13 protein-coding genes are annotated in these 13653 nt (G+C 71.0%); 10 read left to right on the top strand and 3 right to left on the bottom strand.

Annotation, left to right across the window (positions count from 1 at the left end):
- Positions 1-9 precede the first annotated feature (9 nt).
- Positions 10-240, bottom strand: a complete 231-nt coding sequence (locus tag AB0G59_RS12435) for a hypothetical protein (protein ID WP_071961820.1) — start codon at positions 238-240, stop codon at positions 10-12.
- Positions 241-673: 433 nt separating this feature from the next.
- Between AB0G59_RS12435 and AB0G59_RS12430 the strand changes: the two genes are divergently transcribed.
- From AB0G59_RS12430 to AB0G59_RS12400, 7 genes are all read left to right on the top strand, one after another.
- A complete protein-coding gene (locus AB0G59_RS12430) occupies positions 674-2794 on the top strand; it encodes a DNA topoisomerase IV subunit B (protein ID WP_071961819.1) in 2121 nt (706 codons plus the stop codon).
- 262 nt (positions 2795-3056) lie between these two features.
- Entirely contained in the window at positions 3057-3545 is a 489-nt protein-coding gene (locus AB0G59_RS12425) for a DUF1453 family protein (RefSeq protein WP_071961818.1), read from the top strand.
- Positions 3538-4737: a histidine kinase gene (locus tag AB0G59_RS12420; RefSeq protein WP_360910731.1), complete on the top strand. Its 1200-nt coding sequence runs from the start codon at positions 3538-3540 to the stop codon at positions 4735-4737. The genes AB0G59_RS12425 and AB0G59_RS12420 overlap by 8 nt, the downstream gene beginning before the upstream one ends.
- A complete protein-coding gene (locus AB0G59_RS12415; RefSeq protein ID WP_360910729.1) occupies positions 4734-5462 on the top strand; it encodes a response regulator transcription factor in 729 nt (242 codons plus the stop codon). The genes AB0G59_RS12420 and AB0G59_RS12415 overlap by 4 nt, the downstream gene beginning before the upstream one ends.
- A 95-nt stretch (positions 5463-5557) precedes the next feature.
- Positions 5558-6025, top strand: a complete 468-nt coding sequence (locus tag AB0G59_RS12410) for a DUF485 domain-containing protein (protein ID WP_360910727.1) — start codon at positions 5558-5560, stop codon at positions 6023-6025.
- Entirely contained in the window at positions 6022-7659 is a 1638-nt protein-coding gene (locus AB0G59_RS12405) for a cation acetate symporter (protein WP_360910725.1), read from the top strand. Before AB0G59_RS12410 ends, AB0G59_RS12405 begins: the two co-directional genes overlap by 4 nt.
- A 135-nt stretch (positions 7660-7794) precedes the next feature.
- Entirely contained in the window at positions 7795-8064 is a 270-nt protein-coding gene (locus AB0G59_RS12400) for a hypothetical protein (RefSeq protein WP_360910722.1), read from the top strand.
- A 21-nt stretch (positions 8065-8085) separates the two neighbouring features.
- Here AB0G59_RS12400 and AB0G59_RS12395 read toward each other — a convergent pair whose 3' ends face one another.
- Together AB0G59_RS12395 and AB0G59_RS12390 are read right to left on the bottom strand one after the other, a co-directional pair.
- Positions 8086-8766, bottom strand: a complete 681-nt coding sequence (locus AB0G59_RS12395) for a response regulator (protein ID WP_360910720.1) — start codon at positions 8764-8766, stop codon at positions 8086-8088.
- Entirely contained in the window at positions 8763-10400 is a 1638-nt protein-coding gene (locus AB0G59_RS12390; RefSeq protein WP_360910718.1) for a sensor histidine kinase, read from the bottom strand. The genes AB0G59_RS12395 and AB0G59_RS12390 overlap by 4 nt, the downstream gene beginning before the upstream one ends.
- 340 nt (positions 10401-10740) lie before the next feature.
- Between AB0G59_RS12390 and AB0G59_RS12385 the strand changes: the two genes are divergently transcribed.
- The 3 genes from AB0G59_RS12385 to AB0G59_RS12375 all read left to right on the top strand — a co-directional run bounded on the left by AB0G59_RS12385 (position 10741) and on the right by AB0G59_RS12375 (position 13637).
- Entirely contained in the window at positions 10741-11625 is an 885-nt protein-coding gene (locus AB0G59_RS12385) for an ABC transporter ATP-binding protein (RefSeq protein ID WP_360910716.1), read from the top strand.
- The gene (locus AB0G59_RS12380; RefSeq protein WP_360910713.1) at positions 11615-12490 is read left to right on the top strand and encodes an ABC transporter permease; all 876 of its coding nucleotides are present in this window, start codon (positions 11615-11617) and stop codon (positions 12488-12490) included. The genes AB0G59_RS12385 and AB0G59_RS12380 overlap by 11 nt, the downstream gene beginning before the upstream one ends.
- A 94-nt stretch (positions 12491-12584) precedes the next feature.
- Positions 12585-13637, top strand: coding sequence for an ABC transporter substrate-binding protein (locus AB0G59_RS12375; protein WP_360910711.1), 1053 nt, complete (start codon positions 12585-12587; stop codon positions 13635-13637).
- Positions 13638-13653 lie beyond the last annotated feature (16 nt).

Genomic DNA, 13653 nt, shown 5'->3' with positions numbered 1-13653 from the left:
ACTGCGGACTCAGCGGTCCTCGTCGGACGCGGACGCCGGGACGGCGGTCAACCGCTCCGTCTCGTCCTGTATCTCCGCGGCGATCTTCTTGAGTTCTGGCTCGAACTTGCGGCCGTGGTGGGCGCAGAAGAGCAGTTCACCGCCGCTCATGAGAACGACGCGCAGGTAAGCCTGAGCGCCGCACCGGTCGCAGCGGTCAGCGGCCGTCAGCGGGCTCGCGGGGGTCAGAACAGTAGTCACGTCGCCTCTTCTCTAGCTCGACGAGCTGTCGTACCAGGGTCAACATCCAACCAGGCCGAAAACGTTCCCGCTCGTGGCTTTTCCTCGAAACTTCCTTCCGAGTGAGCCGGATCTTGACGTTTGGCGGCGAATGAGCCGTATTGCGTGGGCTTACGGTTTCACGTCGCTGGGGGTTGTCGTCCTCCCCGGCCGGCTTGCCGGGTTGTTCTTGAGGACGTGCCCGGAGCCTAAATGGTTCATGCCTCGAAGGGAACGTGATGTGCACGTCACCCCATCGGGGTATCGAACATGTGATCGAATCTCGATTAGGATGGTTGTTCTCAAGGGTGGCGGCACAAAGGCTCTACCAGGCCTCGGTACCCTCTGAACGGCAACCGAGCCACTCATGTGCCCGCAGTCGGGGCAGCCAGAAATTCAGCGAGGAGCGAACCGCGTGACCGCCGATACGTCCGTGCCGTCCACCGCATTGCTGACCGGGGCAGACCGGGACGGATCCAACTACACCGCGCGGCACCTGCTCGTCCTCGAGGGCCTCGAAGCCGTCCGCAAGCGGCCCGGCATGTACATCGGGTCGACGGACAGCCGTGGCCTGATGCACTGCCTCTGGGAGATCATCGACAACTCCGTCGACGAGGCCCTGGGCGGCTACTGCGACCGCATCGATGTGATCCTCCACGAGGACGGTTCGGTGGAGGTCCGGGACAACGGCCGTGGCATCCCCGTGGACGTCGAGCCCAAGACCGGCCTGTCCGGTGTCGAGGTCGTGATGACCAAGCTGCACGCCGGCGGCAAGTTCGGCGGTGGCTCGTACGCCGCCTCCGGCGGTCTGCACGGCGTCGGCGCCTCCGTCGTCAACGCGCTGTCGTCGCGGCTGGACGTCGAGGTCGACCGGAACAGCCGGACGCACTCGATCAGCTTCCGCCGCGGTGTCCCCGGCATCTTCACCGAGTCCGGCCCGGACGCCCCCTTCGACCCGGCCAACGGCCTCCTCAAGGGCAAGAAGGTCCCCAAGGCCCGCACCGGCACCCGCGTCCGGTACTGGGCGGACCGGCAGATCTTCCTCAAGGACGCGAAGCTCTCCCTGGAGAACCTCTACGGCCGTGCCCGCCAGACGGCGTTCCTGGTGCCGGGCCTGACGATCGTCGTCCGCGACGAGCGCGGCCTCGACGGCCAGGAGAGCACCGAGGAGACCTTCCGCTACGACGGCGGCATCAGCGAGTTCTGCGAGTACCTCGCGCAGGACAAGGCCGTCTGCGACGTGCTGCGGCTGAGCGGCCAGGGCACCTTCAAGGAGACCGTGCCCGTCCTCGACGACCGCGGCCACATGACCCCCACCGAGGTCACCCGCGAGCTCGGCGTCGACATCGCGCTGCGCTGGGGCACCGGCTACGACGCCACCGTGAAGTCCTTCGTCAACATCATCGCCACCCCCAAGGGCGGCACGCATGTGGCCGGATTCGAGCGGTCGATCGCCAAGACCGTCAACGAGGCGCTGCGCTCGACCAAGCTGCTGCGGGTCGCCGAGGACGACGTCGTCAAGGACGACGCCATGGAGGGGCTCACGGCGGTCGTGACGGTGCGGCTCGCCGAGCCGCAGTTCGAGGGGCAGACCAAGGAGGTGCTGGGTACCTCGGCCGCCTCCCGGATCGTGGCCAACGTCGTCGCGAAGGAGCTCAAGGCCTTCCTGACCTCCACCAAGCGCGACGCCAAGCAGCAGGCCCGGGCCGTGCTGGAGAAGGTGGTGGCCGCGGCCCGCACGCGCATCGCGGCCCGCCAGCACAAGGAGGCCCAGCGGCGGAAGACGGCGCTGGAGTCCTCCTCGCTGCCGGCCAAGCTCGCCGACTGCCGCAGCGACGACGTCGAGCGCAGCGAGCTGTTCATCGTCGAGGGCGACTCGGCGCTCGGCACCGCGAAGCTGGCTCGGAACTCCGAATTCCAGGCGCTGCTCCCGATCCGCGGCAAGATCCTGAATGTCCAGAAGTCGTCGGTCTCCGACATGCTCAAGAACGCCGAGTGCGGCGCGATCATCCAGGTGATAGGAGCCGGTTCCGGCCGCACCTTCGACATCGACGCCGCGCGGTACGGGAAGGTCATCTTCCTTGCCGACGCCGATGTGGACGGCGCGCACATCCGCTGCCTGCTGCTGACGCTCTTCCAGCGCTACATGCGGCCCATGGTGGAGGAGGGCCGGGTCTTCTCGGCGGTGCCTCCGCTGCACCGGGTGGAGCTCACCCGCCCCAAGAAGGGGCAGGACAAGTACATCTACACCTACTCCGACAACGAGCTGCGGCAGACGCTGCTGGAGCTGGACCGCAAGGGCGTTCCCTACAAGGAGGGCATCCAGCGCTACAAGGGTCTGGGTGAGATGGACGCCGACCAGCTCGCGGAGACCACGATGGACCCGCGCCACCGCACCCTGCGGCGGATCAACATCAGCGACCTGGAGGCGGCGGAGCGCGCCTTCGATCTTCTGATGGGCAACGAGGTGGCGCCGCGCAAGGAGTTCATCACCAACTCCGCGGCCACGCTCGACCGCTCGCGCATCGATGCCTGAGTGACGCCGCAGCTGCTCCACGCTCGGTCCACGCCTGATCCACGCCTGATCCACGCCTCTCCACGCCTGCCGGGCCGTGGCCGGATTCCCCGGCCGCGGCCCGCAGCCCGTCCACCCCCGGGTGGAGAGAGGCTCTCCACCCGGACTCCACCCCGAACCCACCCGTGCTCCGATCCGGACCGGGAGCCGACTCCGTAGCGTCGGATGCGTCGGTCATCCACGCATCTTCGCGGCTCGCCCGCGTTCTCACGGAGGCACTCCCATGTCAGGTCCGCTCGACGCCGCAGTGATCGTCGGGGTCTGCGCGCTCGTCCTCGCGCGGCAGCTGAAGCCGCAGCAGGTGGTCTCCGACGCCAAGAGCTGGGCGGTGCTGCCGGCCGTCCTGATCTTCATGTCCGTGCGCGAGCCCGGGCTGATCGATCCGGATCACCGACCGGTCTCTCTGGCGCTGCTCGCGGCCGGGGTACTGGCCGGTCTCGCGGCCGGAGCCGGGTGGGCGTGGACCACCCGAATATGGACCGACGCCTCCGGGGCGGTATGGGCCAAGGGCAGCGCGGCGACGGCGGCGATATGGCTCGGCGGCGCTGCCCTGAGGGTGGGCCTGTACGGCCTGGGCGTGCTGGCCGGGGTCCACCAGGGCGGCCCCGCCACGATGCTGACGATGGCGGCCATGCTGCTCGCCCGCACCGGGGTGGTGGTCTACCGGGCCCAGCACATACGCCCGGCGTACCGTGTGGCTGCCGGTGGCTGAGACCGAGGCCACGGTGGAGGGAACGCGCGTGCCGATCGAGAACTGGACCGAGTGGCCCGCCCGTGAGGCGCTGGCCGGGGTGGGGGTTCCCCGGCGGCGCCAGGTGGTGACCTGGGTGGTGCGGACCGCCCTGGTCGGGGTGTTCCTCTGGGGGGTGCTGCGGGAGGGCGTCTTCCATGGGTGGGGGTACGCCGCCCTCGCCGGGGGCTTCCTGCTCTGCGCGGGGGCCGTGTGGCGGTTCTACTTCTCGACGCTCGGGCGGCGGCTGTGGCTGTCGGTGGGGCTGTTGGGGGTGCTGCTGGCGGTGGGGGCAGCGGCGGAGTCCGCCGGTGCGCATGCCGTGGCCACGGGGCTGTGGTGCGTCTGCGCCACCATCGCGGTGGAGCGGCTGCCGCTCGGGTACGGGATGGCGGTCGCGGGGGTGGGCATGGCGGCGTACGTCCTGGTGAACGAGGACAGGTCGCTGACGACGGCGGGGACCGTGGCCGGGGTGCTGCTCATCGGGTATGCGCTGCGGCTGGACGAGGAGGCGCGGGGGGCCGGCTTCCGGCTGCTGGCACAGGAGCGGGCGGCCCGGCAGGCGGAGGCCGAGTCGGCGGCGCTGGCCGAGCGGGCCCGCATCGCCCGGGAGATCCACGACGTGCTCGCGCACAGCCTCTCTGCCCAGTTGGTGCACCTGGAGGCGGCGCGATTGCTGATCGAGGGCAGGGCGGACAGGCAGCAGATCCTGGAGCGGGTCTCGGCGGCACGGGGGATGGCCCGCGAGGGACTGGCCGAGACCCGGCAGGCACTGTCCGCCCTGCGCGGTGAGCTGACACAGGCGGAGGACTTCCTGCGGGAGGCGGCGGCGTCGGAGGGGGCGCGACTGGAGGTGACGGGGGAGCCGCGCAGGCTGCCCGCCGAGGCCGGGCAGGCCGTGCGGAGGGTCGCGCAGGAGGCGCTGACCAATGTGCGCAAGCACGCTCCGGGCGCGCGGGTGGAGATGGGATTCGCCTATCTGGAGGGGGAGGTGGAGTTGTGGGTCCGGGACGGCGGCGGGCGCGGGAGCGTGGGCGTGCCGGCGTTGCCCGGCGCCGGGTACGGTCTGCTGGGCATGCGGGAGCGTGCCGAGTTGCTGGGCGGGACGCTGGAGGCCGGGCCGGCCGGAGATGACCAGGAGGGCTTTGTGGTGCGGCTGCGGGTGCCCGCGTGACGGGCAGTACGGGCGGGGCGGGCGGCTCCGGTGACCGGCGGGCGGCACGGGTGGTGGTCGCGGACGACCAGACCGTGGTGCGTGAGGGCATTGTGATGCTCCTGGGGCTGCTGCCGGGCATCGAGGTCGTGGGGGCGGCGGCCGACGGCCTGGAGGCGGTGCGGCTGGTGGCCGAACACGCCCCGGACGTGGTGCTGATGGACCTGCGGATGCCGCGCTGCGACGGTGTCGAGGCGACGCGGCGGATCCGGGCGCAGTACCCGGCCACCCAGGTGGTGGTCCTCACCACCTATGCCGACGACGACTCGCTCTTCCCCGCCCTCCAGGCGGGCGCACGGGGGTACCTCACCAAGGACGCCGGCGGGGAGGAGATCGTATGGGCCGTGGAGCATGTGATGTCGGGGGAGGCGGGGCTGTCGCCGAAGGTGCAACTGCGGCTTCTGGAGCGGCTCTCGGCTACCGGGAACCAGCGCCCGGCCGCCGGGCCCGCGGCCCCCCGTGAGCTGCCTGACGGGCTGACCGCCCGTGAGGCGGAGGTGCTCTCGCTCGTCGCCGAGGGGATGAGGAACGCGGAGATCGCCCGTCGGCTGCAGGTGAGCACGGCGACGGTGAAGACGCATATCAACAACCTGTTCGCCAAGACAGGTGTGCGCGACCGGGCGGAGGCCATGCGATACGCCTTCCGGCATGGCATCGCCCGGCCACCCGGGACGCCTATCACCTGATGGGGTGAACGTCCGCTGGTGGGCGGGGCTGGATCTTTCCGGTCTGTCCATTCTTGGGCACGCGGCCAACGGGGTCGGCGACCAAGGAGAGTTCTGTGAGAGAGAGCGACGGGCGCGTTGCCGTAACGGTTCAGCGGACGGCCGGGGCGGAGCAGGCACGGGACGCGGCCGGAATCTACCGGGAGGTCCAGCGCAGCGTGGCGTTCCGGGAAGTGCGTCGTCGCTACCGCCGCTTCGTCTTTCCCATGACCGCCGCGTTCCTCGGCTGGTACCTGGCGTATGTGCTGGCGGCGATCGCCGCGCCGGGGGTGATGGCCAGGCCCGTGGCCGGTGCGCTCAATGTGGCGATGGTCGCCGGGCTGGCCCAGTTCGCCACGACCTTCCTGCTGACCTGGACCTATGCCCGCCATGCCCGGCTGCGCCGCGACCCGGCGGCGATGGAGCTGCGCTGGGCGGTCACCATGGAGACGCTGCAGGGCGGGGTGCGGCCGCAGCGGCTCGCGATCACCGCCGGGCAGGTCAGGGAGCAGGGCTCGCCGCAGGGCCGGGGTGAGATCCGTTGACCGGGTCCCATCAGGGCCTCGCGCTCATTCTGTTCTGTGCCTTCGTCGTCGTCACGCTCGCCATCGCCACCTGGGCGGGGCGTGAACGGCGGGGCTCGCCCGAGGAGTTCTATGCGGGCGGGCGGCTGTTCTCCCCCCTGGAGAACGGTTTCGCCATCGCCGGCGACTATATGTCCGCCGCTTCCTTCCTCGGTATCTCCGGCCTCATCGCCCTCTACGGATACGACGGCATGCTCTACTCCGTCGGCTTCCTCGTCGCCTGGCTCGTCGTGCTGTTCCTCGTCGCCGAACTCGTGCGCAACTGCGGACGGTTCACTCTCGCCGACGTTCTGGTCGCCCGGCTGCGCGAGCGTCCGGTCCGTATCGCCGCCGGCATCTCCTCCATCACCGTCTCCGTCCTCTACCTCGTCGCCCAGATGGTCGGAGCGGGCAGCCTGGTGGCCCTGCTGCTGGGCGGCACCGGAGAGCGGGCCCGCGGCTGGACGGTGATCGTCGTCGGGGCCTTGATGGTCGTCTACGTCACGCTGGGCGGGATGCGGGCCACCACCTGGATCCAGATCGTCAAGGCCGTGCTGCTGATGGGCGGCACGATCGCGCTGACCGTCCTCGTCCTCGTCCGCTTCCACGGTGACTTCTCCGCGCTGCTGACCACGGCCGCCGACCGCAGCGGCCACGGCCGTGACTTCCTCGCGCCCGGCCTGAAGTACGGCCACGACCTGACCTCACGGCTGGACTTCATCAGCCTCGGTCTCGCGCTCGTCCTCGGCACCGCCGGGCTGCCGCACATCCTCGCCCGCTTCTACACCGTGCCCACCGCCCGCGCCGCCCGCCGGTCGGTCGTCTGGTCCATCGCCCTCATCGGAGGGTTCTACCTGATGACCATCGTCCTCGGCTTCGGCGCGGCGGCGGTCCTCGGCAGCGACGCGGTGCGCGCCACCGGAGCGGCCGGGAACACGGCCGTGCCCCTGCTCGCCCTCGAGCTGGGCGGCGGCGCCGGTTCCACCGGAGGAACGATCCTGTTCGCCGTGGTCGCCGCCGTCGCCTTCGCCACCATCCTCGCCGTCGTCGCCGGGGTCACCCTGGCCTCCTCCGCCTCGGTCGCCCATGACCTCTACGCCACGCTGAGCCGCCGCGCGAGCCGCGGAGACCGGACGCACCCGACGGGCCGCGCCCGGGCTTGCCGTGGGCCCCGCGGTGAGGTCGCCGTCGCACGCCTTGCCGCGGCCGGCACCGGACTGGTCGCCATCGGGCTCGGACTGCTCGCCCAGAACCTCAACGTCGCCTTCCTGGTCGGCCTCGCCTTCGCCGTCGCCGCCTCGGCCAACCTCCCGGTGCTGCTCTACTCGCTCTTCTGGGGGCGCTTCACCACCCGGGGCGCGGTCTGGTCGGTCTACGGAGGGCTGATCCCGGCCGTGGCGCTCGTGCTCGTCTCCCCGGTCGTCTCCGGCGCCCCCGACGCGCTCTTCCCCGGCCTCGACTTCCGGCTCTTCCCCCTGGAGAACCCCGGCCTGGTCTCCGTGCCGCTGGGCTTCCTCGCCGGCTGGCTCGGCACCGTCACCTCCCCCGAACCCGCCGACGACGCGGGCTACGCGGAAGCCGAGGTGCGCTCCCTCACCGGCGCCGGGGCCGCCTGAGCACCGGGCGGCGGCACCCCTCGCAAACGGCCACGGGAGATGGCCGGTTCCGGCCGGGCGGAAGCCCGGCCACCGGCTTACCCCCGGGAGAAGCCCGGTGATAGACGTGAGGCACGCCGAGCGAAGGAGCCATCCATGCGCAAGCTTGCCGCACCGTTCGCCACCCTCCTGCTGACCTGCGCGGCAGGACTCACCTTCAGCGCCCCCGCCCACGCCGCCACGCAGGCCCCGCAGACCGAGGTGGCCGAGGTGGCCGCAGCGTGTCCCGACGTCTGCGCCACCGTGTACGAGCCGGTGCGCTGCAGATTCTCCGACGGCTCCACAGGAACGTTCAGCAACAAGTGCTTCGCGATGGTCCACGCCTGCAAGCGGGGCATACAGATCGTGCACTGCGCCCGCATCTGACCGACCGCCGTCCGGGGACGGTCAGTTGCGCCCCGACCAGGCATAGCGGTGCTCCGGGCGGCCCGTCTCGCCGTACTTGAGCGTCAGGCTGAGCCGGCCCGACTCCTCCAGCCGTTTGAGATAGCGCTGGGCCGTCGACCGGCTCAGCCCCGACCGCTGCGCCACCTCGTGCGCCGACAGCGGCTGCGCCGCGTCCGAGAGGACCCGCCGGATCAGCTCCGCGGTCGGCGCGGAATGGCCCTTGGGCAGGGGCGTGGCGGCCGAGGCGGTGCGCAGGGCACCGAAGATCCGGTCGACCTGGTCCTGCTCCGCCTCCTCGGCGCCCTCGAACGTCCGGCGCAGCCGCGCGTACGCCTCCAGCTTCACCCGCATGCCCGCGAAGGAGAACGGCTTCACCAGATACTGCAGGGCGCCGTAGCGCATCGCCGTCCGCACGGTCGTGATGTCGCGGGCGGCGGTGACCATGATGACGTCCGTGTGATGGCCCTGCTGCCGGATGCGGCGGACCAGCGACAACCCGGTCTCGTCGGGCAGATAGTGGTCGAGCAGCATCAGATCGATGCCGCCGCGCTCCAGCAGCGCCAGCGCCTGCGCCGCGTTGTGGGCCGTGGCCCGCACCCGGAAGCCGGGCACCCGGGCCACGTACGCCGCGTTGATCTCGGCGACGCGGAAGTCGTCGTCCACGACCATGACGTCGATCACCTGCTCACTCCTTCGAGGGATCGTGGGGCCTTCGGTGTCCGGCTCGCCGGACGCAGCGCCTCCGGCAGCTCCACCGTGAACACCGCTCCGCCTCCGTCCCGTTCGGCCACCCGGGCCGAGCCTCCGTACCGTTCCGCCAGCCGCCGCACGAGGGAGAGGCCCAGGCCACGGGGGCGGTGCGGGGCCTCGGCCTTCTTGGTGGACCAGCCGTCGGCGAACACCAGCTCCCGCACCTCGGCCGGCACGCCCGGGCCGTTGTCCGCGACGCTCACCACGGCCGTGGTGCCCACCGTGCGCACGTCGACCTCCACGAACGCGTCCGCCCGGTGCCGGCCGGCCGCGTCGAGCGCGTTGTCGACGAGGTTGCCGAGGACCGTGACCAGGTCCCGCGGGTCCACCACCCCGTCGGGCAGGTGCGTCCGACCGCTCACCCGCAGGGCCACGCCGCGTTCCGCCGCGACCGCGCTCTTGCCCACCAGCAGGGCGCTGACCAGCGGTTCGTGCACCCGCTCGGTGACCTGCTCGGCGGTGGCCCGGTGGGCTCCCGTCACTTCCGCCACGAACTCGACGGCCTCCTCGTACAGTTCCAGCTCGAGCAGGCCGACGATGGTGTGCAGCCGGTTGGCGTGCTCGTGGTCCTGGGCGCGCAGGGCCTCGGTCAGTCCGCGCGTGCCGTCCAGTTCCCGGGCGAGCTGCTCGAGTTCCGTGCGGTCGCGCAGCGTGGCGACGGTGCCGCCGTCGGTGGTGTCCATCCGGTTGGCGACCAGCACCCGCCCGTCCCGCACGGTGAGCAGGTCCGTGCCGGTCACGCGCCCCGTCAGGACGTCCGTGGTCCGGCCGGGCGGCAGGACCGCGTCCAGCGACTGCCCGATGGCGTCCGGGCCGAGGCCCAGCAGGCGCTGGGCCTCGTCGTTGACCAGCCGTACGCGGCCGCGCCGGTCGAGCGCGACGACGCCCTCGCGGATGCCGTGCAGGATCGCCTCGCGCTCGTCGAGGAGCGCGGAGATCTCGGAGAGTTCGATGCCGTGGGTGCGCTTGCGCAGCCGCAGCGAGACGGCGAACGCCGCCAGCGCGCCGGCCGCGAGCGCGGCGCCGGCGTACAGGAGCAGGCCGGGCAGGGCGTGCAGCAGGACGTCGCGCACGTCGTCGTAGGCGATGCCGACGGAGACGGCGCCGACGATGGCGCCCTCCGTGTCGCGCAGGGGTACCTTGCCGCGGGCTGAGCGGCCGAGGGTGCCGTTCTCGATGCCCGTCCACTCGTGTCCGGTCAGGGCGGGGCCGGGGTCGGTGCTGACGTGCCGGCCGATCCGGCCGGGGGTGGTGTGGGAGTAGCGGATGCCGCGGGTGTCGACCACCACGACGTAACTGGCGTCCGTGGCCAGGCGGATGCGCTCGGCGGCGGCCTGGACCGGGCCGTCGGGGCCGGGTCGGCCGGCGAGCACGGCGTGGGCGATGCCGGGCTGGGCGGCGGTGGCCTGGGCGATGGCCAGCGCCCGGTGCTGGGCCTGCTCGTCGAGCTGGGCGCCCAGCGGCCGCAGGAAGAGTCCGGCGGTGAGGGCGATGACGCCCGTGGTGATCAGGAGCTGGACGGAGAGCACCTGCGCGAAGACGCGGCGGGGCCACCAAAGGCGCATGCGTGTCCCTTTCGTCTTCGATCCGTCGTCCTGGGGCCGCCGGCCGACGCGAACGCCCTTCACCGACGAACGGCGGCTCGCCCTCAGCACACAGACCGCTGCATGATCGCGAACGCCGTTGATGTGTACCGAACGTAGCCGGACGATGGCCTCTTGTGTCGCCCTCGTGTCGCATTTGTTGTTCTATCGCGAGCAAAACGAGCAGAACAGGTTTCGTGCGCTCAAGTCGCACAGCGCTCACAAGACTGCCCCTGTGGCCTGCGCCACTCCTAACCTCCAGCACCGGTTGCCCCGCACGGGACCGCGGGGCCGAAACACCCGGGCACCGGAGGCAAGACGGATGAACAGCGGCACCCCACGCGGCAATCCCCCCGCGAACTCACCGGACATCCCGCCGGGCGGCGTCGCGGCGATCGAACTGCGGGGCGCGAGCAAGGTGTTCCGTACGCCCTCCGGGGCGTCGCACACGGCCGTGCGCGATCTCGATCTGACCGTCGCCCGGGGCGAGTTCGTGGCCGTCGTCGGCCCGACCGGATGTGGGAAGTCCACCACGCTCACCCTGGTCAGCGGCCTGGAGGAGCCCACCGAGGGCGAAGTCCTGGTCGGCGGCGAGGCGGTGAAGGGCATCAGGCCCGAAGTCGGCTTCGTCTTCCAGCAGGACGCGGTCTTCCCCTGGCGCACGGTGCTGTCCAACGTCATGGCCGGACCGCGCTTCCGCGGTGTGCCGAAGGCGCAGGCGCGCGAGCGGGCCCGTGACTGGCTCGGGCGGGTGGGGCTCGCGGCGTTCGAGGACCGCTATCCGCATCAGCTCTCCGGAGGGCAGCGCAAGCGCGTGGCGCTCGCGCAGACCTTCGTCAACGAGCCGGCGATCCTCCTGATGGACGAGCCGTTCTCGGCGCTCGACGTGCAGACCAGGGCGCTGATGTCGGACGAACTGCTGGAGCTGTGGGGCGGCGGCACCGCCTCCGGCGCCACCTCCGCCGCCTCCGTCGTCTTCGTCACCCACGACCTGGAGGAGGCCATCGCGCTCGCCGACAAGGTCGTGGTGATGACTGCCGGCCCGGCCACCGTCAAGGAGATCTTCCCGATCCCCCTTCCCCGGCCGCGCAGGGTCGAATCCGTGCGCCTGGAGCCGGAGTTCATCGAGATCTACCGGGAGATCTGGTCCTCCCTCGGCGAGGAAGTCCGCATCACCCGCGAGAGGGGTGCCTCCAATGTCGCTTGAGTCCGCCGAGTCCGTCGGTGCCTACACCGCCCTGAAGCAGAACACCGGCCGGACCCGGGCCCGTGCGAAGGCCGCCCGCAACCGCCGCCTCATGGTGCTCGGCGCGCGCGTGCTGCTGCTCGCCGCGCTGCTGGCGGCCTGGGAGATCCTCGCCCGCACCAAGGCCATCGACCCGTTCAACTTCTCGATGCCGTCGAAGATCTGGGACCAGATCGCGCAGTGGACGCTGCACGGCACCCCGCAGGGCTCGCTCGGGGAGCAGATCTGGTGCACGCTCTACGAGGCCCTGCTCGGCTGGGTCGTCGGTGTGACGGCCGGCGTGGTGCTCGGCATCGTGCTGGGCCGGGTCCGCTTCCTCGCCGACGTCCTGGGCCCGTTCATCAAGGTGCTCAACGCGGTGCCGCGGATCGTCCTCGCGCCGATCTTCCTGATCTGGTTCGGCCTCGGGCCGGCGTCCAAGGTCGCCTCGGCCGTGGTGCTGGTGTTCTTCCCCGTCTTCTTCAACGCCTTCCAGGGGGCGCGCGAGGTCGACCGCAACCTCGTCGCCAACGCCCGCATCCTGGGCGCGAGCAACCGCCGGGTGACGCTCCAGGTCGTGGTCCCCTCCGCCACCTCGTGGATCTTCACCAGCCTGCACGTCAGCTTCGGCTTCGCCCTCATCGGTGCCATCGTCGGCGAGTTCATCGGGGCGGAGCAGGGCATCGGCCTGCTCGTCGCCCAGTCGCAGGGAACGTTCAACTCGGCCGGCGTGTACGCGGCGATGGTCATCCTCGCCGTCGTCGCCCTCCTCGCCGAGGGGCTGCTGACCTTCGCGGAGAAGCGCCTCTTCCGCTGGAAGCCCGGCGGGTCCGGCGGCGGGCACTGACGTCCTTACGGCTGTCCCGTCCCGCAAGTCTCACCACCCCCACCACCCCCACACCCCCCGCTTGTGCCCCACTTCGATCGTAAGGAACGGATCCATGCGTACGTTCGGCAAGATCGCCAAGATCTCCGCGGCGGCCGTCGCGGGGGTGATGTGCCTGTCCCTCGCCGGCTGTGCCGACGACTCCTCCGTCGACAGCTCCAGAACCGAGGCGCTCAAGGGTGATCAGGTCAAGATCATGGTCGGTGGCCTGGACAAGGTCATCTACCTGCCCGCGGTGCTCACCCAGCGGCTGGGCTACTTCCGGGAGGAGGGCGTGTCGGTCAAGCTGCTGAGCGAGCCCGCGGGCGTGCAGGCCACCACCGCACTGGTGTCCGGGGACGTCCAGGGCGTCGTCGGCTTCTACGACCACACGCTCGACCTGCAGGCCAAGGGCAAGCAGGTGGAGTCCGTGGTCCAGCTGGCCCAGACGCCGGGCGAGGTGGAGATCGTCTCCAAGCAGGCCGCGTCCGGCCTGGCCTCGCCGAAGGACTTCAAGGGCAAGAAGCTCGGCGTCACCGGACTCGGCTCCTCCACCGACTTCCTGACGAAGTATCTGGCGGTGAAGAACGGCGTCCAGGTCAGCGACTTCACGCCGGTGGCCGTCGGAGCCGGCCAGACCTTCATCTCCGCCCTCGAGAAGGGGGCCATCGACGGCGGCATGACCACCGACCCGACCGTCGCCCAGGTCCTCGCCAAGGACCTCGGCAAGGTGCTCGTCGACATGCGCACCCCCGAGGGGTCCAGGGCGGCGCTCGGCGGCCTCTACCCCGCGTCGAGCCTGTACATGAACACCGAGTGGGTCAACAGCCACAAGGAGACCGTGCAGAAGCTCGCCAACGCCATGGTCAAGACCCTGAAGTGGATGTCGGAGCACACGCCCGAGGAGATCGTGGAGCAGATGCCCGCCGACTACGCGAAGGGCGGCAAGGAGCTCTACGCGAAGTCCATCGAGAGCACCCTGCCCATGTTCACCAAGGACGGCGTGATGCCCGCCGACGGGCCGAAGACGGTCCTGGAGGTCCTCAAGGCCTTCAACCCCAACCTCAAGAGCGGCTCGGTGGACCTCGGCAAGACCTACACCACGGAGTTCGTGAAGAAGAAGGACTGACGGCCGCGCGGGGCGC

This window comes from Streptomyces sp. NPDC021096 (assembly GCF_040641275.1).
Taxonomy (GTDB): domain Bacteria; phylum Actinomycetota; class Actinomycetes; order Streptomycetales; family Streptomycetaceae; genus Streptomyces.
The sequence above is the reverse complement of the archived record's forward strand: the minus strand, read 5'-3'. Positions and strand labels throughout refer to the sequence as shown.

Excerpts from the sequence above, each read along its gene's own strand:
- AB0G59_RS12380 (WP_360910713.1), top strand. The coding sequence starts at position 11,615 with ATGTCGCTTGAGTCCGCCGAGTCCGTCGGTGCCTACACCGCCCTGAAG.
- AB0G59_RS12375 (WP_360910711.1), top strand. The coding sequence starts at position 12,585 with ATGCGTACGTTCGGCAAGATCGCCAAGATCTCCGCGGCGGCCGTCGCG.
- AB0G59_RS12425 (WP_071961818.1), top strand. The coding sequence starts at position 3,057 with ATGTCAGGTCCGCTCGACGCCGCAGTGATCGTCGGGGTCTGCGCGCTC.
- AB0G59_RS12390 (WP_360910718.1), bottom strand. The coding sequence starts at position 10,400 with ATGCGCCTTTGGTGGCCCCGCCGCGTCTTCGCGCAGGTGCTCTCCGTC.
- AB0G59_RS12385 (WP_360910716.1), top strand. The coding sequence starts at position 10,741 with ATGAACAGCGGCACCCCACGCGGCAATCCCCCCGCGAACTCACCGGAC.
- AB0G59_RS12400 (WP_360910722.1), top strand. The coding sequence starts at position 7,795 with ATGCGCAAGCTTGCCGCACCGTTCGCCACCCTCCTGCTGACCTGCGCG.